The sequence below is a fragment of the Microbispora sp. NPDC088329 genome (assembly GCF_040685655.1).
In the GTDB taxonomy this organism is placed as follows: Bacteria; Actinomycetota; Actinomycetes; order Streptosporangiales; family Streptosporangiaceae; genus Microbispora.
The window spans coordinates 102,055-121,618 of the sequence record NZ_JBFBIP010000018.1 but is presented as its reverse complement, the minus strand read 5'-3'; the positions used below and the strand labels follow the sequence as shown (position 1 = coordinate 121,618).

The window sequence follows — 19,564 nt, the reverse complement described above, 5'->3', positions numbered from 1 at the left end:
TCGGGGCAGGCGGCAGGGTCATCTCACGATCTGGAGCAGGGCCTGGTTGCGCGCCTTCGCCGGCTCGGCGAGCCGCTGCAGTTCCCGGCCGGCCGAGTCGAGCACGACCAGGGTGTTGTGCGTGCGGCCGCGGACGCGGACTACCAGACGGCCGTCGGGGAGGTAGAACGCGCCCATCTTCGTCCCCTTGACCGGGATGGGAACCTGCCTGCCCGTGGCGGTGTCGACGATCGTCGGGGTGGACCCGATCGGCCAGACGTAGTCGCCTTCCGGGTCATTCACCGAAAACGTGTGTACGACGACCTTCCTGGCGTCCGGCGACAGGCTGTGCACGTGGTTCGCGTACTTGATGCCCTTGACCCGGACCGACCGCCCGGTCTTGACATCGAAAATGAAGACGCCGTCGCCGGCCGCCCCCGCGAGGTGGCGCCCGTCGGCGGACCAGGCGAGGTGGCAGGCGCCAAGCGGTGCGCCGGCCCTGCGTACGCCCGTGCCGTCCGCGTTCATGACCATGAGAGGTGTCCCGGTCTCGGCGTTGACGTGCTTGCCGAAGAAGGCGACCCGGGCGGAGTCCGGGGACCAGACCGGGGTGAAGCAGGGGAAGTTGGCTGCGACTCCCTCGGCCACGACCTTTGACGTGCTCCCGTCCCCGATATGGAGCCTGCCCTTCGGCAGGCGGTCCAGGGTGACCCAGGCGAGCTTCGTGCCGTCGGGCGAGGCGGCGACCTGGAAGGTGAGATCCGGTGCGCTGCCGAGCTTGATGAACCCCTTGCCCGGTTCGTAGCGGCTGATCGGATAGCCCTTGCCGTAGCTCAGGTAGACGGCGACACCCGCGAGCGGCTTCGGCGCCGCGCTCATGGACCTGGTGGCCGTCGTGGTGCCGGCGGCGGCCGCGGAGGGGAGGACGGCGAGGCCGGCGATCGCGGTGACGGCCAGACCGAGTGCGGTGCGCTTCATGGCGAACTCCTGGGTGCGCTGCTTCCCGGCGTGATCGGCGCCGGGCGTGATCGCGCCCAGTGAAAGGTCGACCGCTTGCATGTCCCTTGAATTCGTGAGATCGGCGGTAACCGCCGATCAAGGGGACTGCAAGGGGTCCGTCTCAGACTGCGTCTGTCCCACCGCAGACGAAAGGACCCCTGCCATGGACATCCCTCGCGCCTCGGCCCGCGTCACACTCGCCGTCGCCATCTCGGTCGTGACCGTCCCGGTGGCCGGCTTGACGATCGGGGCCGGCACCGTGCAGGCGGCCCCAGCGCAGTGGCGGGTCGTCAAGGGCGCGACCCTCGGGCCGGACGGCAGTGCCCTGATCGACGTGACGGCGACCGGCCCGCGGGACGCCTGGGCCGTCGGGTACGGCTGCGGGCGGGAGAAGGCCGAGAGCTGCCCCGCCATCGCACGGTGGAACGGCACCCAGTGGAAGAGCGCGACCATGCCCGCCTACCGGCTGCCGGCGGGGTACGACTCGGATCTGAACCATTTCACCGCCGTCAGCGCGGCTTCCGCCCACGACGTCTGGGCGGTCGGCAATGGACTGAACGTACGGGTCGGGCACTGGAACGGCAGGAGCTGGAGCATGTACCGGCCGTTCGGGAAGGACGGGACTAAGAGCCTGTCCGACGTCGGGATCGGCCGGGGGCGGGTGTGGTTCACCGGAAGTCTCAACGAGATCGGTGACCGTGCGGTCGTCCTGAGCTGGAGCGGCAGCGCCGGATTCACCAGGGAGTACACCCACAAGGGCTCGCTCGCCGCGCTGTCGGCCCGTCCCGGGACGGGTGAGATCTGGGCGGTGGGCTCGCAGAAGACCGGGCCGCTGGTCGTGCGGGGGACCGAGCGGGGCGGCCGGGTCCGCTGGGAGGAGAGCCGGACCCCGGCGATTCCCGAGGGGCAGCTCAACCAGGTGCGGGCGATCGGCGCCAACGACGTCTGGGCGGTCGGTCAGATCGGCAACCCCTACGACTGGAGTGACTTCAAGCCGCTCGTGCTGCACTTCGACGGCAAGTCGTGGAGCCAGGTGCCCCTTCCGGTGGCGAAGGGCCGTATCACCGGCCTCACCGCCGACGCCTCCGGAAACATCTGGGTGAGCGGCGTCGACCCCTCCCACCCGAAGCAGGTCCTCTTCATGCGGTATGTGCAGGGTGCCTGGACCACGTCGTACGGCCCCAAGCTGGGGCTTCCGGTGCGGCACGCGACGATCAGCGGGATCCCCGGTTCGAGCGGCATGTGGGCGGTCGGCCGAATAGCGGGCGACAGCGAGGACTCGGAAAAGGACTTCATCCTCCGGTACGGCTGAGCCGCTCCGCGGGGCCGAGGGGATCTCCCGCTGCCCGTCTCCGTGGACGTCAGCGATAGTTGCCGGGTTTCGGTTCAACGAAGCGCCGCGACCGCATCCGGCGACCGTGCCCGACACTCACCGGGATGCCACGCTTTCGTCCAGCGTCTCGCATACGAGCGTGTGTGCGTATGCGGCCGTGAGATTGCCGGGGCGGAAGAGGATGCGGTACATCATCGGCGCCACGACCCGGTCGATCACCGTCTCGACATCCGGGAAGCTTTCGCCGCGCTCGGCAGCCCGGGCGAGGATGATCCGGATCTGTTCCGCCGCGTACGCGGAGCACTGGCCTGCATTGTCACCGTCCGGATCCCCTAGCAGCGCGTCGCGGATGTAGGCGCGGCCAGGAGGCGAGGCCATCTCCTCCAGGAACTGCTGGGCCCAGTTCTGCAGGTCCGCCGACAGGCGCCCGTGGTCCTCCGGCGGGGCTTCCGGACGCAGGCGCTCGACGGCGACATCCGACAGCAGCTCCTGCAGGTCTCCCCAGCGGCGGTAGATCGTCGACGGGGTGACGCCCGCACGGGCGGCCACCAAAGGGACGGTCAGCGCCGGGCGTCCCACTTCCGCCTCGAGTTCGCGCACCGCGGCGTGGACCGCCGCCTGGACACGGGCGCTGCGACCGCCGGGACGTACGCTCGGTTTGCGACCCATAGGCCACACCTTAAAGCAAAGCTGTTGCGTCTAGTGTCATGTGAACGACCCGGAGCCGGCCGTCCGGGCCGTGCCTCTCCTCGCCGCGGCGCGCAGGGGGAAGGTGCATGGCGCGGGAGAACGCGCGGAGTGGCCCGTGGCATCCGCGATGACCGGCTCCGACGGGTGTGGCGTCCGAGGGGTGTGGCGTCCTGGCAGGGGGGACGCCACACCCCTCGTTCACTGAGCTATGGGTGCGAGGTGACACGCCAGTAGGTGGGCGCTTCACCCCGTGTGTGGTCACCGGGCCGTGGGGGTGAGGTCGGCCGGAGGCTCCGGACGAGCCTCCGCCGGAGAGGCGGGTGTGGTGGTGCTTCGCTCGTAGGCGTGGCCGACGTGTAGCACAGTGGTCTCATCCAGCGGCCTGCCCATCAGCTGCATCCCGATCGGCATTCCCCCCTGGTCGCGGCCCACGGGCAGAGTCAGCGCCGGTATACCGGCGATGTTGGCCGGTGCGCACAGGCGGACGTAGCAGTCGGCGAGGCTCTCCGTGACGCCGTCCGGCCAGGTGACGGCGTCCTGGCCGACGTGGGCCGCGGTGGCCGGGACGGTGGGAGCTGCGATCACGTCGACCTGGTCGAACATGCGCATCCAGGCCTCACGCATGAGGGTCCGTGCGCGCTGAGCGCGGAGGTAGTCGCCGGCGAGGACAAGCTCGCCGGCTTCCAGGAGGACGCGGACGTCCGGGCCGTACAGCTCGGCGGCCGAGCGCAGCGTCCGCTCGTGGTAGGAGGCCGCCTCGGGGACCATCAGGCCCCACTGGATGGCCTGGATGTAGCGGGTCATCGGGATCTCGACCTCGACCGGCTCCGCCCCCAGGCTCCGGAGTTGTTCGATCGCGCGCCGTACGGCCGCCTCGACCTCCGGGTCGACCCGGTCGAAGTAGTAGTTGCGCGGGACGCCGACCCGCAGCCCGTTCAGGTCGGGGTCCGCGTGCGGCTCATAGGACGTGGCAGGCGCCCGCAGGCCGGCAGGGTCGCACGGGTCGTGCCTCACCAGGGCCGGCAGCACCAGCGCCGCGTCTTCGACGGTCCGGGTGATGGGGCCGACATGGTCCAGGGACCAGGACAGCGAGGTAACGCCATGCCGGGGGACGAGGCCGTAGGTCGGCTTGAGTCCCACGACGCCGTTGAGCGCGGCGGGGACGCGGATCGACCCGCCGGTGTCGGTGCCCAGGGCGAACATCGCGGCGCCGGCGGCGACAGCGACGGCCGAGCCCCCGCTTGATCCGCCGGCGATGCGGCCGTGGTCCACGGCGTTGCTCGTCTGCGGCGTGATCAGACCGTAGGCGAACTCGTGGGTGTGGGTCTTGCCCACCAGGACCGCGCCGGCGTCGGCCAGCCGGGAGGCGACGGCGCTGTCGGCGGCCGCCAGGTGGTCCACCCTGACCTGGGAACTCGCCGTAGTGGGCAGACCGGCGACGTCGATCAGGTCCTTCAGACCCATCGGGATGCCGTGCAGCGGACCGCGGAACCGCTCAGCCGCCGCCTCGCGCTCGGCCTGGCGCGCCGCCTGGCGTGCGCGGTCGGCGGTCACGGTGGTGTAGGCCCGAAGACGAGGTTCCACCTGTTCGATCCGGCCTAGCACCGAGTCCACTAGTTCCAAGGGTGAGAGTCGCCGGGACCGCACCTCCGCCGAGGCGCCGGTGATGGTCATTTCATACGGCTGCATCCGTCTGCTCCCGTCCTCTCGTCGCCTTCGCCTGGGATCCGTACAGCCCGTCGTGCCCGTCCCGCGGTGTGGACGGGCCGCCCGTCCCCCATCGGTCGCCCGTCTCCGGCGACACGCCTGTCCCCGGCGGAGTGGAGGAGCCGGGGCGGTAGACCGCCGCAGGTGGCGTGTCTCCGAAGTCCAGTTCTCGCAGGATGGCGATGACGTCGTGGATGTGCCGGGCTGTGGCGGCCACCTCGGCGCGGCGTTCGTGCCCCAGTGGAAGTCCTGCCCACAGGGCCCAGCGGGCGGCCTCCTGCGGGGTGAGATCGGTGGCGGTCATGTACGCCCTCTCTGTCGGGTGGGTGTGCCGCGCGGGAGCTGTTCGCGCCCCATGCGGCGGCACCGCACGCTAAAGCAAAGGATTTGCTTTAGGGGACGATAGGGCCTACCGTCACTTAAAGCAAACAAATTGCTTTAAGTGAGGAGTATCATGCACAGCGCTCCTACGGGCGCACCAGTGCAGCGCACCCGCACCGCGACGCGCCTGACGTTCGTCCTGTACGCATCGATCCTGGTCACCCTGCTGGCCGCCTCCAGCGCGCCCACTCCGCTCTACCCCACCTACCAGGAGCGTTGGGGGCTGTCAGCCTTGGCCGTGACGTTGGTCTTCAGTGCGTACGCCCTGGCCCTCTTGGCGGCCCTGCTCACCACGGGCACCCTGTCCGACCATGTCGGACGGCGCCCCGTGCTGGTGGGCGCACTGGTCCTCGAAGCGGCCTCGATGGCCGCCTTCGCCGCCGCCGACGGCACGGGTGCGCTCATCGCCGCCCGCGCCCTGCAGGGAGTTGCCACCGGCGGGGCCACCAGCGCGGCGGGTGCCGCGCTGGTGGATCTCGACGACCCGGTACGGCCCGGTCGGTCCGCCTTGACCAACAGCGTCGCCCCTGCGGCCGGCATGGCTATCGGGGTCATGGCGGCCACACTGCTCGTGCGCTACGCGCCCGGCCCCACCGTCACCGTGTACTTCTCCCTGATGATCCTTTTCGTCACGCAGGCCGTCGCCGTCCTCTTCGTCCCCGAGACAGCCCGCCCTCAGCAGGGCGCATGGCGCTCCCTGCGTCCGCGTGTCGCCATGCCGCCTGCGACCCGCCGCGCCCTGCTGCTCTGCGGCGGAGGCGTCGCCGCGGTCTGGGCGCTGGGCGGTTTCTACTCGTCCCTCGGACCGGCCTTCGTCCACGTGGCGGCTCCCGGCTCTCCGCAGGCGGCGGGTGGCATGGTCTTCTTCACCCTGGCCCTGTCCGCGGCCGTCACCATGGGGGTCACGCGCGGGCTGCGCCCGGTGACCGCCACTCTTCTCGGCTGCTGTGCCGCCCTCCTTGCCATGACCCTGTCCCTGGCCGGAATGCACCTGGCGAGCCTGGCCGCGGTGTTCACCGCGGCCGTACTGGCCGGTGTTGCCTTCGGCGCGGTGTCACAGGGCTCACTGCGCTTGATGCTCGCACCGGTTTCACAGCCGGGTCGCAGTGCGACGCTGGCCGCGTACTACGTGCTCAGCTACGCGGCGATGAGCCTGCCTGCCGTGGGCGCCGGTCTCCTCACGGAACTCTACGGGCTGCGGACGGCGGCCCACTTATATGCGGCCGCCGTCGCCCTGCTCTCGGTGACCGCGGCGGCCAGACTCTTCGCGGCGGTGCGGCACTCGTCCGTCCCAGCCGAGGAACACGCCGGCGCCCCCTGCGCGGCCGCGCCGGTCGCGGCCGGTCTTGTCGCCGGCACGTCACTTCCCGCCACCTGCAAGTGAGGAGAATCAGATGAGGCGCACACACAATCCGGAGGCTTCGACCTGGAACGTGGGTGACGTCGTCGTCCACCGGGTCGACGAGATCACGCTTCCGCCCGAGACCGGACCGTGGCTTCTTCCCGAAGCCACCAGGCAGGTCGTGGAGGGGGAGACATGGCTGGCCCCCGACTTCGCCGACGACCAGGGGGTCCTTCGCCTGAGCAGCCACAGCTTCGCCCTGATGGTGGACGGCATGCGGATCCTGGTGGACACGGGGATCGGCAACGGCAAGCCACGAGCGAACCCCGCCTGGCACGACCTGGACACCGGCTACCTGGACCGGCTCCACCGCGCCGGTTTCCCGCCGGAGTCGGTGGACCTGGTAATCCTCACCCACCTGCACACGGACCACGTCGGCTGGAACACCCGCGCTGACGGCACCACCTGGGTGCCGACCTTTCCCAACGCGCGCTACCTCGCCACCAAAACGGAGTGGGACTTCTGGGCGGGATACGACATGGACGAACCGCGGCGACAGATGTTCCGCGACTCGGTGCAGCCAATCCGCGAGGCGGGGCTCCTCAACCTCGTCGACGTCCAGGACCGGGCCGCCGACGTCGCGCCGGGCCTGCGCCTGCTGCCCACGCCCGGTCACACGCCCGGACATGTGGCGGTGGAAGTGCGCAGCCGTACAGAGACGGCGTTGATCACCGGCGACTGCGTCCACCACCCCGTCCAGATGCCCTATCCGGGGATCGGAAGCTGTGTGGACATAGACCCCGTGCGAGCGGAGGCCACTCGCCGGTCACTGCTCGCCTCCTTGGCCGACACCGGCATCCTGGTCCTGGGCACCCACTTTCCTCCGCCCACCGCCGGACACGTGCAGTCGTACGGCGACGCCCACCGCCTCGTTCCCGTCCCGCAGAGCAGCTCGCTCCCGCGCGGCGGAGAGCGAAGCGACCACGACTGTGCCGACGCCTGAGGGGTGCCTCGCCGAGCCGCGACCGTCGACCACACCTACCAGGGGAAGCGGTCGGTGATGCCGGTCAGGTAGGCCACTACCTTGATCACGTCACCCCGCGCCCAGGCTGAGGTGGCCGGCGGGAGGCACCACCTCGCCGGTCGCGTGGCCCGCCGCGTCCAGCAGCCAGCCCATGCGTTTGGGGGTGCGCAGGTTGACGCCGCTCTCGTGCAGCCGGAGCCAGGGGAGCCTCTCGCCGATGAGGCGTTCAAGCCGCAGCAGGTCGGACACCGACCGGGCCCACACCGTGAACGCGATGTTGGTGTCCCCGGTGGTGGACACGCACATCTTCAACTCGGGCAGGGTGGCGATCGCGGCGACCGTGCGCTCGTGCTCGGCGGCGGCGACCCGGCCCATCCACGTACAGCTGATGGGGGAGCCGGAGACCGGCTGAGCGATCTCGCAGCGGAACGACAGCAGACCGGAGGCGAGCAGCCGGCCGAGCTGGCGGCGTACGGTCGCGGGGTTACGACCGGTGAGCGCGGCCAGGTCGGTGGCGGTGCGGCGGCCGTCGTGGGCGAGCGCCTCGATCAGCGGCCAGGCGTTCGGCGGCGGGGTGACGCCGGGGACCGGTCGCGTCGCCGCCGCCGCGGCGGCGAACGCCTGCTGTTGCGGGCGGCTGAGCGCGTTCAGCCGCCAGGCGCCGCCGTCTCGGTGTACGGCGGTGACGAGGTGGGTGCGCTGCCGTTCGACGCCGGGCAGCCGGTCCAGGTCGTCGAGGGCGAAGGCGGCCAGGGCGGCGAGGTCGGGGGCGATGACGGTGAGTAGCAGATCGCGGCCGCGGGTGGCTTCCTCGACGGTGACCGCGCGCGGGTCGAGGCACAGTGCGCGTACGACCTCGGCCCGCGCGCCGGGGAGGCAGTCAACCTCGATCAAGGCAAGCATGATCCGGCTGTAGTCGCCGCCGGGATGCGCTGTGACCCAGGCGAGGCCAGCCGAGCGCAATCGTCGCCACCGCGCCGCGAGGGTCGCCGGGGTGGTGCCGAGAATGCGGGCCGCCTCGGCCCAGCCGACCCTGGGCGCGATCTGCAGGCCGTGCAGCAGCTCGAGGTCGCGCTCGTCGAGGTCTGCGATATGCACGGATCTACCTTTTTTTCCGCCATGAATGCACGAATCATGTGATTTTACGGCTTTCTAAGGTCGAGATCGCACACTGATGTGCGGTGAGTGACTGAGGGAGGTGTGGGTTGTCGCTGGTCGAGGATGCCCGGAACATGGCGGACGATTTGGTCCGGCTGCGGCGTGAGCTGCACAGGCAGCCGGAGGTCGGGCTGGATCTGCCGCGGACGCAGGAGAAGGTGCTCGCGGCGCTGGCGGGGCTGCCGCTGGAGATCACGACCGGGCGCCGGACGACGTCGGTGACGGCGGTGCTGCGGGGCCGAGCGGGAAGGGTGAGGCGGGCCGACAAGGCGGGCGCGGACAATGCGGGCGCCGGCGGCGGTGTGGTGCTGCTGCGCGGTGACATGGACGCTTTGCCGGTGCACGAGGCGACCGGGCTGCCCTACGCGTCGACGGTGGACGGCGCGATGCATGCCTGCGGGCACGACCTGCACACCGCGATGCTGGTCGGCGCGGCACGGCTGCTCTGCGCGCACCGGGAACGGGTCGCGGGCGACGTGGTGTTCATGTTCCAGCCCGGCGAGGAAGGCTGGGAGGGCGCTCGAGCAATGATCGACGAGGGCGTGCTCGACGCGGCCGGAGCCCGTGCCGACGCCGCGTACGCGCTGCACGTCTTCCCGGCGTTCGCTTCCGCGGGGAGCTTCGCCAGTCGGCCAGGGACGATGCTGGCGGCCTCGGCGTCACTGCTGGTGACCGTGCGCGGCGAAGGCGGCCACGGCTCGACACCGCACCGGGCGCACGACCCCGTCGCCGCGGCGGCCGAGATGATCACGGCCCTACAGACGATGGTCACCCGGCGATTCGACGTCTTCGACCCGGTCGTGCTGACCGTCGGCGTGGTGCGGGCAGGCAGCCGGCGCAACGTCATCCCGGAGACCGCCCGGTTCGAGGCGACGATCCGCAGCTTCTCCGCCGACGCCGCCGCTCGCGCGCACGATCTCGTGCCCCGGCTGCTGACCGGCATCGCCGACGCGCACGGGGTCGGCGCCGAGGTGGAGTACATCCCGGAGCGACCGCCGACCGTCAACGACCCGGCGGAGACCGGGTTCGCCCGTGACGTCATCGCCGAGACATTCGACGGCGCGCGGCACGTCGCCATGGAACACCCCATCGCCGGGTCGGAGGACTTCTCACGGGTGCTCGCCGAGGTGCCGGGAGCCTTCCTGGCGCTCAGCGCCCTACCTCCCGGGGCCGACCCGGAAAAGGCGCCGTTCAACCACAGCCCGCGCGCGGTGTTCGACGATGCCGTGGTGCCCGACGGAGCCGCCCTGCTGGCCGAACTCGCCCGGCACCGGCTCGACCGCGTTCCCGCTCCTTCGAAGGACCTGCCATGACCGACCTCGCCGCACGGCCCGCCTCCTCTTCCGCCGTCCGCAACAAAGTGCTCGTCGGTACGGGACTCGGGCACGCGCTGGAGTGGTACGACTGGGGGATCTACGCGATCTTCGTGCCGTTCTTCGCCACCCAGTTCTTCGACCGCGGCGACGAGCTGTCGGCGATGCTGTCCAGCCTGGCCGTGTTCGCGGCCGGGTTCGTCGCCAGGCCTGTCGGGGGGCTGCTCTTCGGCTGGCTCGCCGACCGCGCCGGCCGACGGCTCACCATGTCGCTGACTGTGGGTGGCATCGCGGCCGGGAGCCTGGTGATCGGCATCGCGCCGACCTATGCCGCCATCGGCGCATGGGCGTCGCTGATCCTGCTGCTGGCGCGGGTCATCCAGGGCCTCGCGTGCGGGGGCGAGCTGCCCTCGGCGCAGACCTACCTGTCGGAGTCGGCGCCCGCCGAGCGGCGCGGCCAGTGGTCGAGCCTGATCTACATCGCCAGCGTCTTCGGCAACACTGCGGGCGTGCTGCTGGGGCTCCTGCTGTCACTCACGCTCACGTCCCAGCAGATGAGTGATTTCGGCTGGCGTATCCCGTTCATCCTCGGGGGACTGCTCGGCGTGGTCGCGTCCTACATGCGCCGCACGATGGAGGAGAGCGAGACGTACACCCATCAACGGCACGACCAGGCCGAGCGACCTCGACTGTGGCGGGACATCGTGCGGTACCGCAAGCAGGCGCTCCAGGTGGTCGGCCTGTCTGTCGGGTTCACCGTGGTGTATTACGCCTGGGTCATCTCCGCTCCCGCCTACGCGATCAGTTCGCTTGGCATCCCCTCCAGCGCGGCCTTGCTGGCGAGCGTGTGCGCCAGCGTGCTGTTCATGGCCGTGATGCCCTTGTGGGGCCGGTGGTCCGACCGCGTCGGCCGCAAGCCGGTGCTCCTCGTCTCCACTGTGGGCACCGCCGTGTCGCTGTTCCCCTTGCAGGCGTTCGTGCGCGACAGCGCGTGGCAGCTCGGCCTCGCCATGGCCGGTGCCATGGTCTTCATCGGCGCGGGCGTCTCGATCCTGCCCGCCGTGTACGCCGAGATGTTTCCGACCAGGATCCGCACGCTCGGGCTCGCGGTGCCGTACTCCGTCGCGGTCGCCCTCTTCGGCGGCACCGCACCCTATTTGCAGACATGGGTCGGCGAACATGTCGGCAGGTCGGTGTTCACCGCCTACGTCGTGCTCATGCTCGTCGTCTCCAGCGTGGCGGTCATCACGCTGCCGGAGACGCGGGCCAAGGACCTGAGCTGAGGCCACGGGAGATCACATGCAACTGCTGGAGATCCTCGCCAAGGGCGAACCGACCGTCATCGACCTGGCGCAACCCTTGCAGGCTGGCATGCCGTGCTCACCGACTCACCCGGGTTTCCATCTCGCGTTGACCCAGCGCCACGGCGACGGGCCGCCGCGCCCCGACGGCATCACCGGCTCGGCCGAGCTGATCGTGCTCGGTGGACACGTCGGCACGCACATGGACGCCCTGTGCCACGTCGCCGCCGACGGCCTCATGTATGGCGGGATCGAGGCGGCGACCGCCGTGACCGGCGGGCGGTACCGCGTCCACGGCATCGAGCAGGTTCCTCCAATCGTGTGCCGGGGAGTGCTCTTCGACATCCCGCGCCTGCGGCGGGTCGCCCGGCTCGGCCCCGCAGAGGCCATCACCGAGGCGGACCTGATGGCGACCGGAGTGGAGCCGCGTCCAGGCGACGTCGCACTGATCCGTACCGGCTGGCCGCAACTGTGGCACGACCCTTGCGCGTACGTCGCGACCGGCACCGGGGTGCCAGGACTGGTCCCCGAGGGTGCGAACTGGCTCGCCGAGTGCGGCGTACGCGCCGTCGGCGGTGACACCATCGCCCTGGAGCGCATCGAGGCGGAGACCGGCCACTCGATGCTGCCCGTGCACCGCATCCTGCTGGCGGAGCGAGGCATCAACATCATCGAGGTGATGAACCTGGAGGAGCTCGGCGCGAGCGGGGTTACGGAGTTCTTGTTCGTATGTGCCCCGCTCCCCGTCGTGGGCGCGACAGGCGCTCCCGTCCGCCCCCTCGCCGTGCTGGACGGCGGGAGGGACGGGAATGCCGCGTGAGACCGCCTCACCGTATGACGTCCATAAGGTGGGCGGTCTTCTTCGTCATCGTTCGCCTCCGCTGAGGGCAGGTGCGACGCGTGCCATGCTGACGGCAGCGGCACACCGGCATCGCCGCCCGGCAACTCGAACGGAAGCTCAAGCGAAGCGGCTCGAATGGAGATCGCTGTATGTGACCGCAAGCTTGCTCAGCACCGAGCGGCACTTGAGGCGCGTGCCGATCCGGCGCTGGTCCCCAAATGATCGCCGAGACCCGGCCACAGCGCGTCGCCGTGCAGGCTCGACTGCTCCAGGCGAGCGGGCGGCGCCAGCCTGCGCAAGGAGGAGATCGATGCGATCGTCACAGCGCTCGGGGACCTCGTGAAGGTCCTCCAAGAAGCCGATCTGGTCGACAAAGCCGATATCTACTCACAGATGAGGCTCAGATTGACGTACCGACCCCAGAAACGACTTGTGGAGGCTCAGGTCGCCCCTGGCCTCTACATGTGCAAAAGGTTTGTGTCCGAGGGCGTCAAGGGACCGCGTACGGGAAACGGGAGGCACCGCATCCACGGCGAAGGCGGGGAGACCGCGAGGTCGTCACCTCACGAGAAGCGCATCTCCGCCAGGCCCTTCTCCAGCGTCACGTCAGGCGAGTAGCCCAGCTCCTTCCTCGCGGTGGTGATGTCGTAGGAACGGTCACGCCCGGTGAAGCTCACGAGCCAGTTCGTCAGCGGCGGCGCCGAATTCCGGCGAAGCAGGCGTGCCGTGCGGTCCATCATCGCCGCCAAGGGCGCCGCCATCGCCAGGGGGACGCTGCGGCTCTTGGACATATCCACGCCGCGGGTCGCCAGCAGGGGAGTGAGGAAGTCCCGGATGGGCATCGGCGTGCCGTCCGTCACGTAGTAGACCCCCTTGTGGCGGCCCCGTGTGAGCGCGAGGATCGCGGCACCGGCCAGGTTCTCGACGTGCACGAAGTCGACGATGTGCTTGCCGTTGTCGATCCAGGCGAACCGTCCGGCCTCGGCGACCTCGACCATCTCGTTGAGTGTCGTCATGCCGCGGCCCCAGATGAACGGCGGGCGCAGCACCACCAGCTCGGTTTTCCCGCTGCGGGCGTTCAGGAGTGCGCGCTCGGTGGCCAGCTTGACGCGGCTGTAGGCGATGTTCGGCCGGCCTTCCGGTGTCGACTCGTCGACGACGGGGCGGCGTTGGCTGCCCGTGGAGACGGACGCGGCGCTGATGAGCACGAAGCGTCGCACCCCGGCCGCGACGCTCGCGGCGTGCAGGGCGACCGTCGGCACGTGATTGGCCTGTTCGAAGAGCGAGTCGGGCCCCCAGAACTCCATCTGGGCCGCGATGTGCACGACCGCGTCGACCTCGCGCAGCTTGGCGAGCCACGTCGGCGCGGGGGAGTCGGCCCGGCTGAGCTCGGCTAGATCGCCGGGGACGGGATCGGCTCCGGCGGCGCGTACCCGCTGGATGCTCGAGCCCGATCTGGCCAGTGCCATGACCTCATGTCCTTCGGCGACGAGGCGATGGACGAGGGTTCCACCGACGAATCCGCTGCCGCCGGTGATGAAGATCTTCATTTTTCGACTCCTGGTGATTGAGAACGCACTCTTCGTGCAAGCCCGGTTTCCGCTGTCGCTCGGCACGCAACCGGCCGCTCCGCGTATATACATCGACATCAAATGGTTTGGTATCAATGCATTGACGTCAATGTAACCTCGTACAATGGGTGCGTCAAGTGGGAGGTGGGCGATGCCACACGCGAACCAGGGCCTGACCGCGGCACAGGTCGCCGACGAGTTCAGCCGTACGGCGAAGGTTCTCGTACGTCACTTCAACGAGCGTCTGGGCGAGCACGGGGTGTCGACGCCGCGGTCCCGATTGGTGGTGGAGGTGGCGCGTTCGCAGCCTGTCCGGCTGACCGAACTCGCTCTCGCGGTCGGCATCGCCCAGGGGACCGCCTCCACCCTGGTCGACGCGCTCGTCCGCGACGGCCTGCTCGAACGCCAGACCAGTGCGGACGACCGCCGGTCCGTACTCCTCCGAGTAACGGAGCAAGGGGCCGCCCTGGCCCAGGACTGGACGACCAGCTATGAACTGGCGGCCGAAGAGCTGTTCAGACCCCTCACTCCCGAGCAATTGTCGACGCTGGTCGACATCCTGCGGATTCTCGGCGCGGATGAGGCGCCGGCCGCCGGCGACTGAAGAAGGCCGGCACATGGATTGCCGGAGCGTCGCCCGCCACTGATGACCTGCGATCGGGAACCCGCAGGTTGTCCACGGCCTCCTTTGAAGCGGACGCGGTTCGCGAAGGACTATTCGCCGCTGGGGTCGGCCTGATCGGGAAACGGGGCGGCAGGATCCGGGACGGGACGTCGACGTCGAGTTGCCGGACTTCCCGGACGAGCTGTCGCCGGAGGTGGGAAGGGCGCTGCTTCGGCTCGTGCTGGAGATGAGCCGCCCGCCGTGCGACGACCGTATGCCGCTCCGGTCGTCCGGAGGATCTTCCGCTGCACCTTCCCCCGCGAGTACGCGATCGGCAACAAGCTGGAACAACTCCGCAACGTCTACCCGCGCGAGGACAGAGCCATCAGCGAGGCTCCGGTCGATCTCAAGACGCCGGTCTACCAGCGCCTCGGTCTGCGGCTGACCTATCGCCCCGGAAAAGCGAAAGTGAGGGCCGAGATGATTCTCAGCCCTCACATGATGAGAGATTTGTGTCCGAGGGGGGACTTGAACCCCCATGCCCATCACTGGGCACTAGCACCTCAAGCTAGCGCGTCTGCCTATTCCGCCACCCGGACGTGGTGCCTCACGCAGGATCGTCATCCCGCGTCGGCGGATACAGGTTAGCACTCTCTCCGCTCTGCTTCATACCGGGAACCGGCCGGGCACGGATCGGCGGAACCCGGGGGTGAACGTGACGCCTGTACGGCGGCAGGATGGAGGCGCGAGCCGTACGACGTGAAAGGCGGGCCGGGCTCTCGGACGGGCCCGCCGGCAGGAGGAGGCGCAATGACCCCACGCTACGGGGAGGACGAGGTCGCCGAGCTGTGCCGCGACCTGATCCGCATCGACTCGGTCAACGCGGGGGACAACGCGGGGCCCGGGGAACGCGAGGCCGCGGAGTACGTGGCCGGAAAGCTGTCGGAGGTCGGCCTGGAGCCGCGAATCCTCGAGTCCGACCCCGGCCGGGCGAACGTGGTCGCCCGGGTCGAGGGCACCGACCCGAGCAGGGACGCCCTGGTCCTCCACGGCCATCTGGACGTCGTGCCGTTCGACGCCGCCGACTGGACCCACCACCCGCTGAGCGGCGAGATCGCCGACGACTGCGTCTGGGGCCGCGGGGCGGTCGACATGAAGGACATGGACGCGATGATCCTCGCCGTCGTGCGGCGGCGGCTGAGCGAGGGGCGCAGGCCGCCCAGGGACGTCGTCCTCGTCTTCACCGCCGACGAGGAGGCCGGGGGGCACTACGGCGCCCAGTGGCTGGCCGAGCGGCATCCGGAGGTCTTCGAGGGCTGCACCGAGGCCATCGGCGAGGTCGGCGGCTTCAGCGTGACCACAGACAAGGGCCGGCTGTACCTGATCGAGGCCGCGGAGAAGGGCATCGCCTGGATGCGCCTGACCGCCAAGGGCAGAGCCGGCCACGGGTCGATGCTCAACGACGACAACGCCGTGACCGAGCTGGCCGAGGCGGTCGGCCGGCTCGGCCGCCACAAGTGGCCGGTGCGGCTCACGCCCACCGTGCAGGCGTTCTTCGAGGAGGTCTTCGGCACGGAGGTCAAGGCGGAGGACGCGGAGGCGGCGGTGGCCACCCTCGGGCCGCTCGCCCGGATGATCGGCGCCACTCTCCGCAACACGACCAACCCGACCATGCTCCAGGCCGGTTACAAGGCGAACGTCATCCCCCAGGTGGCGACCGCGCACGTGGACGGTAGGTTCCTTCCCGGCTACGAGGACGAGTTCTTCCAGACCGTGGACGAGCTGCTCGGGCCGAACGTGACCCGGGAGTTCGTCTATCACGACGTGGCGGTCGAGACCCCCTTCAAGGGCTCGCTGGTCAAGGCGATGGCGGACGCCCTGCACGAGGAGGACCCGGGCTCACGGGCCGTGCCGTACACGCTCAGCGGCGGCACCGACCTCAAGGCGTTCAGCCGTCTCGGCATCAGCGGGTACGGCTTCGCGCCGCTGCGGCTTCCCGAAGGCTTGGACTTCTCCGGGATGTTCCATGGCATCGACGAGCGAGTTCCGGTTGATTCGCTCCGGTTTGGCGTCCGGGTCCTTGACCGTTTCCTCGAATACTGCTGAGAAAGCCCTTGCGATCACCTTCCGTGCCGCTACAGTGACTGTCCGTTGGGGTTGGTTCCGCACTGGGTGAACCCAGCGGACGGTGGATCCAGCGGTTTGGGGAGGTCGCGTGACGCGCACGTCGCAGGAGCAGTGGAGGGCCGACAGGTCCTCCGCCGTTCCCGGCGTGCGCGTCGCGTCTCCCGGCACCGCGGAGCGGGGCCGGATGGCGCGGTTCGCGGTCGGCTCCCGTCCGGTTCGCCTGCTGGTCATCGGCGGGCTGATCGCCGCCGGATGGCTGCTCGGTGTGGTCTTCGGAGTCTTCGGCGCGGCGTCGTCCGCGGCCGGGGCCGCACCCTCACATGACGTCGCCGGGTCGGTTCTCTCCGACCGTCTCACCGGTCCGGACCTCGGTCTGCCGCCCCTGCCGGGCGAGGCCGAGTCCCATGGGGAGAGTGCCGACGGTTTCCCCACGGCGACGAACGACGTCTCGGTGAACGCCGAGGCGATGGCGGGGCGCACGGTCGACGGGCTCACCAGCCAGTCGAAGCCGCTGCTCCCGCCGCCCTCCACTGCGGACCACGCGCCCGCGAACCAGGGCCTGATCCCGCAGTCGAGCGGTGGAAACCCCCTGTTCGGGGAAGTCGCGCGGGTTGTGTACCAACCGCGCTTCACCACGCTGCCCGCCCCACTGGCGGCGGTTGTTCCCCCGGTGGTCCGCACAGCGGCGGACGACCCGTCTTTCTCTCCTGACTGATCCCGCCTTTCGCGCCGGTTCCCGTCGTACGGCGACCGGTGCCACCGCCTGCCCTCGCTCGTGGTGCCCGAGCGGCAGGCTCCCGCGGGTGACGCGGAATCTTCCATCCTCGTGACCGTCCACGGCTCCGCTGTGCTCGAAAAGCCTGGACTTGTGTCGCGAGCTGTCAGGTAACCCCCTAGAAGAACCACTAGGAGCATTCATCATGCGAACGTGGGCGAAGGGCTCGGCCTCCGCGGCATTTCTGGCCGCCGGCGTCATGGCTCTTGGCAACGGTGCGGCTTTCGCCGACACCGACGGCAGCCATTCGGTGCTCGGCGGCAACCAGGTCGACATCCCGGTGACCCTGCCGATCGACATCAGCGGCAACGCGGTGGCGGTCGCCGGCGACTCCCGGGCCTCCTCCCTGGGCGGCGCGGCCGTGCAGGGCGCGGGCGTGGACGCCGGGCAGAACAAGACCTCCGGAGCGGGCAGCATTCTCGGCGGCAACCAGGTGGTCGCCCCGATCAACGCCCCGATCAACGCCTGCGGCAACGCGGTGTCGGTCATCGGCCGGTCCGACGCGAGCTGCCGGGGCGGCGCGGAGGTCAAGGGCTCGGGACGGCGCCAAGGCGCGGGCGGCAACCGCACCAGCGGCGTGCACAGCATCGGAGGCGGCAACCAGGTGGTCGCACCGATCACCGCGCCGATCAACCTGTGCGGCAACTCGATCGCCGTGTTCGGCGACGCCACCGCGGGGTGCCGTGGCGGTGCCTTCGTCGGCGGCGGTCGTGACGGCGTCCGTGCGGGCGGCAACCGTACCAGCGGCCGCTCCTCGATCCTGGGCGGCAACCAGGTGGTCGCGCCCATCACGGCGCCGATCAACGTCTGCGGAAACTCCGTCGCGGTCGTCGGCAAGGCGTTCTCGGGCTGCCACGGCGGTTCGTCCGCGGGCGGCTCCGGAGGCCACGGCGGCCATGGGGGCCATGGGGGCCATGGAGGCCACGGAGGCCACGGAGGCCACGGCGGGTACGGCGGCCACCACGGAGGCGGCAACTGGCACCGTCCCGGCTCGAGCGGCCACGACAACGACGGCCGCTACTCGGTGGGCAGCGGCACCCAGGTGGTGACGCCGATCGTCACGCCGGCCGACGTGTGCGGCAACGGCTCGGGCAGCTGCACGGGCGGATCCACGCCCGGTCACGGCGGTCACGGTGGCTGGGGCCACGGCGGTCACGGTGGTTACGGTCACGGCGGTCACGGGCACGGCGGATGGTCCGGTGGCGGCGCGGGGGGCAACCGCACCAGCGGGGTGCACAGCGTCGGCGGCGGCAACCAGGTGGTCGCGCCGATCACCGTGCCGATCAACGTGTGCGGCAACGCCATCGCGGTCGTGGGTCACGCCTTCGCGGGCTGCCGCGGCGGCGCGACCGTGATCGGCGGCTGGAGCAGGCACGGTGGCGGCTGGGGCGCCGGTGGGAACGTCACGTCGGGCCGCGGCTCGATCCTGGGCGGCAACCAGGTGGTCGCCCCGATCACGGCGCCGATCAACGTCTGCGGCAACGCGGTGAGCGTCATCGGCCGGTCCCACGCGGGCTGCCGCGGCGGCGCCTCGGTCCTCGGCGGCGGTGTCGGCGCGGGCGGCAACATCACCTCGGGCAAGCACGGCATCCTCGCGGGCAACCAGATCGTCGCGCCCATCACGGCGCCGATCAACGTCTGCGGCAACTCGGTCGCCGTGCTCGGCGACGCCGCCGCGGGGTGCCTGGGCGGCGCCCAGGTGGGCGGCTGGAAGCGCCACGGCTACTGGGCGCACGCGGAGCACAAGGCCGCTCGTGGCGGGGTCATGCCCGCGATGCCGGGCGCGTCGGTGCTTTCGGGCAAGCAGACGGTGCAGCCGATGAGCGCCGCCGCCGCTCCCTCCGCTCCGGTCGTCGGCGACCTGCCGAACATGCTCGGTCTGCCGGAGACGCCGAGCCTGCCCGGCGCCCCCGCGGCGAAGGGCACGAAGGGCGGCAGCACCCCCGCCGCCGTCTCCAAGGCGACCGGCACCGTCGACGACGCCACCCGCACGCTGCCTGCCAAGCAGACGCTGGAGGACGCGACCGCCTCGCTGCCCGTCGCCGACACGGCGCGCGACCTCCCGGCCGGCGACCTCGGCAAGACCACCGACGTGCTGCCGCTGGGCAAGCTGAGCGGCCTCAAGTTGATGAGCGCCGAGCAGCCCGTCGGCCTGACCGGGATGAACCCGGCCTCGTTCCTCGCTCTGGCCCTCGGCGCCATGTTCGCCGCTTCGGCGAGCCTGTTCGCCGTCACCCGCCGCTTCCGGTTCGGCCGCAAGTAGCCGTACGGCCGCGTGTGACGGCGCGGGAACGCCTCCGGCGGCGACGGCCGTGCGGAGGTGACCCGGCGGCGCGCGGCTGACGGAGGCGAGGGATATCACTCGCCCGCGCGAGGGAGTGTCTGCGACACGACCCAGGGCCTGCGGCGGCGATCCGGC

16 protein-coding genes and 1 tRNA gene are annotated in these 19,564 nt (G+C 70.5%); 10 read left to right on the top strand and 7 right to left on the bottom strand.

Annotation, left to right across the window (positions count from 1 at the left end):
- Positions 1-18: 18 nt before the first annotated feature.
- On the bottom strand, positions 19-1,038 hold the full coding sequence (locus AB0O28_RS28790; RefSeq protein ID WP_363645500.1) for a hypothetical protein: 1,020 nt from the start codon (positions 1,036-1,038) through the stop codon (positions 19-21).
- 103 nt (positions 1,039-1,141) lie between these two features.
- Between AB0O28_RS28790 and AB0O28_RS28785 the strand changes: the two genes are divergently transcribed.
- Positions 1,142-2,290, top strand: a complete 1,149-nt coding sequence (locus AB0O28_RS28785) for a hypothetical protein (RefSeq protein ID WP_363645498.1) — start codon at positions 1,142-1,144, stop codon at positions 2,288-2,290.
- Positions 2,291-2,407: 117 nt separating this feature from the next.
- Here AB0O28_RS28785 and AB0O28_RS28780 read toward each other — a convergent pair whose 3' ends face one another.
- The 3 genes from AB0O28_RS28780 to AB0O28_RS28770 all read right to left on the bottom strand — a co-directional run bounded on the left by AB0O28_RS28780 (position 2,408) and on the right by AB0O28_RS28770 (position 5,012).
- Entirely contained in the window at positions 2,408-2,980 is a 573-nt protein-coding gene (locus tag AB0O28_RS28780; RefSeq protein ID WP_363645496.1) for a TetR/AcrR family transcriptional regulator, read from the bottom strand.
- Between the two features lie 279 nt (positions 2,981-3,259).
- Positions 3,260-4,675 (bottom strand): amidase, encoded by a 1,416-nt coding sequence (locus AB0O28_RS28775; protein WP_363645620.1) that lies wholly within the window; start codon positions 4,673-4,675, stop codon positions 3,260-3,262.
- Position 4,676: 1 nt separating this feature from the next.
- Positions 4,677-5,012, bottom strand: a complete 336-nt coding sequence (locus AB0O28_RS28770; RefSeq protein WP_363645494.1) for a hypothetical protein — start codon at positions 5,010-5,012, stop codon at positions 4,677-4,679.
- Between the two features lie 150 nt (positions 5,013-5,162).
- On the opposite strand from AB0O28_RS28770, the gene AB0O28_RS28765 reads away from it, so the two are divergent.
- A complete protein-coding gene (locus tag AB0O28_RS28765; RefSeq protein ID WP_363645492.1) occupies positions 5,163-6,473 on the top strand; it encodes an MFS transporter in 1,311 nt (436 codons plus the stop codon).
- A gap of 10 nt (positions 6,474-6,483) precedes the next feature.
- The gene (locus AB0O28_RS28760; protein WP_363645490.1) at positions 6,484-7,434 is read left to right on the top strand and encodes an MBL fold metallo-hydrolase; all 951 of its coding nucleotides are present in this window, start codon (positions 6,484-6,486) and stop codon (positions 7,432-7,434) included.
- A gap of 90 nt (positions 7,435-7,524) precedes the next feature.
- Here AB0O28_RS28760 and AB0O28_RS28755 read toward each other — a convergent pair whose 3' ends face one another.
- Positions 7,525-8,553, bottom strand: a complete 1,029-nt coding sequence (locus tag AB0O28_RS28755) for an Lrp/AsnC family transcriptional regulator (protein WP_363645488.1) — start codon at positions 8,551-8,553, stop codon at positions 7,525-7,527.
- Positions 8,554-8,687: 134 nt separating this feature from the next.
- Between AB0O28_RS28755 and AB0O28_RS28750 the strand changes: the two genes are divergently transcribed.
- From AB0O28_RS28750 to AB0O28_RS28740, 3 genes are read left to right on the top strand one after another with little or no spacing between them, the layout of a single operon-like run.
- A complete protein-coding gene (locus AB0O28_RS28750) occupies positions 8,688-9,926 on the top strand; it encodes a M20 family metallopeptidase (RefSeq protein ID WP_363645486.1) in 1,239 nt (412 codons plus the stop codon).
- Positions 9,923-11,209, top strand: a complete 1,287-nt coding sequence (locus AB0O28_RS28745) for an MFS transporter (RefSeq protein ID WP_363645484.1) — start codon at positions 9,923-9,925, stop codon at positions 11,207-11,209. Before AB0O28_RS28750 ends, AB0O28_RS28745 begins: the two co-directional genes overlap by 4 nt.
- Positions 11,210-11,225: 16 nt before the next feature.
- A complete protein-coding gene (locus AB0O28_RS28740; protein ID WP_363645482.1) occupies positions 11,226-12,047 on the top strand; it encodes a cyclase family protein in 822 nt (273 codons plus the stop codon).
- 584 nt (positions 12,048-12,631) lie between these two features.
- Here AB0O28_RS28740 and AB0O28_RS28735 read toward each other — a convergent pair.
- Positions 12,632-13,618 (bottom strand): NAD(P)-dependent oxidoreductase, encoded by a 987-nt coding sequence (locus AB0O28_RS28735; protein ID WP_363645480.1) that lies wholly within the window; start codon positions 13,616-13,618, stop codon positions 12,632-12,634.
- A 172-nt stretch (positions 13,619-13,790) separates the two neighbouring features.
- On the opposite strand from AB0O28_RS28735, the gene AB0O28_RS28730 reads away from it, so the two are divergent.
- The gene (locus AB0O28_RS28730; RefSeq protein WP_363645478.1) at positions 13,791-14,243 is read left to right on the top strand and encodes a MarR family transcriptional regulator; all 453 of its coding nucleotides are present in this window, start codon (positions 13,791-13,793) and stop codon (positions 14,241-14,243) included.
- Positions 14,244-14,756: 513 nt separating this feature from the next.
- Here the strand turns inward: AB0O28_RS28730 and AB0O28_RS28725 are convergent.
- A tRNA-Leu gene (locus AB0O28_RS28725) sits at positions 14,757-14,842 on the bottom strand.
- Positions 14,843-15,053: 211 nt separating this feature from the next.
- On the opposite strand from AB0O28_RS28725, the gene AB0O28_RS28720 reads away from it, so the two are divergent.
- From AB0O28_RS28720 to AB0O28_RS28710, 3 genes are all read left to right on the top strand, one after another.
- Positions 15,054-16,349: a M20/M25/M40 family metallo-hydrolase gene (locus AB0O28_RS28720; protein ID WP_363645476.1), complete on the top strand. Its 1,296-nt coding sequence runs from the start codon at positions 15,054-15,056 to the stop codon at positions 16,347-16,349.
- A 109-nt stretch (positions 16,350-16,458) separates the two neighbouring features.
- Positions 16,459-17,085, top strand: coding sequence for a hypothetical protein (locus AB0O28_RS28715; RefSeq protein ID WP_363645474.1), 627 nt, complete (start codon positions 16,459-16,461; stop codon positions 17,083-17,085).
- A gap of 205 nt (positions 17,086-17,290) precedes the next feature.
- The gene (locus AB0O28_RS28710; RefSeq protein WP_363645472.1) at positions 17,291-19,408 is read left to right on the top strand and encodes a chaplin family protein; all 2,118 of its coding nucleotides are present in this window, start codon (positions 17,291-17,293) and stop codon (positions 19,406-19,408) included.
- Positions 19,409-19,564: the final 156 nt, after the last annotated feature.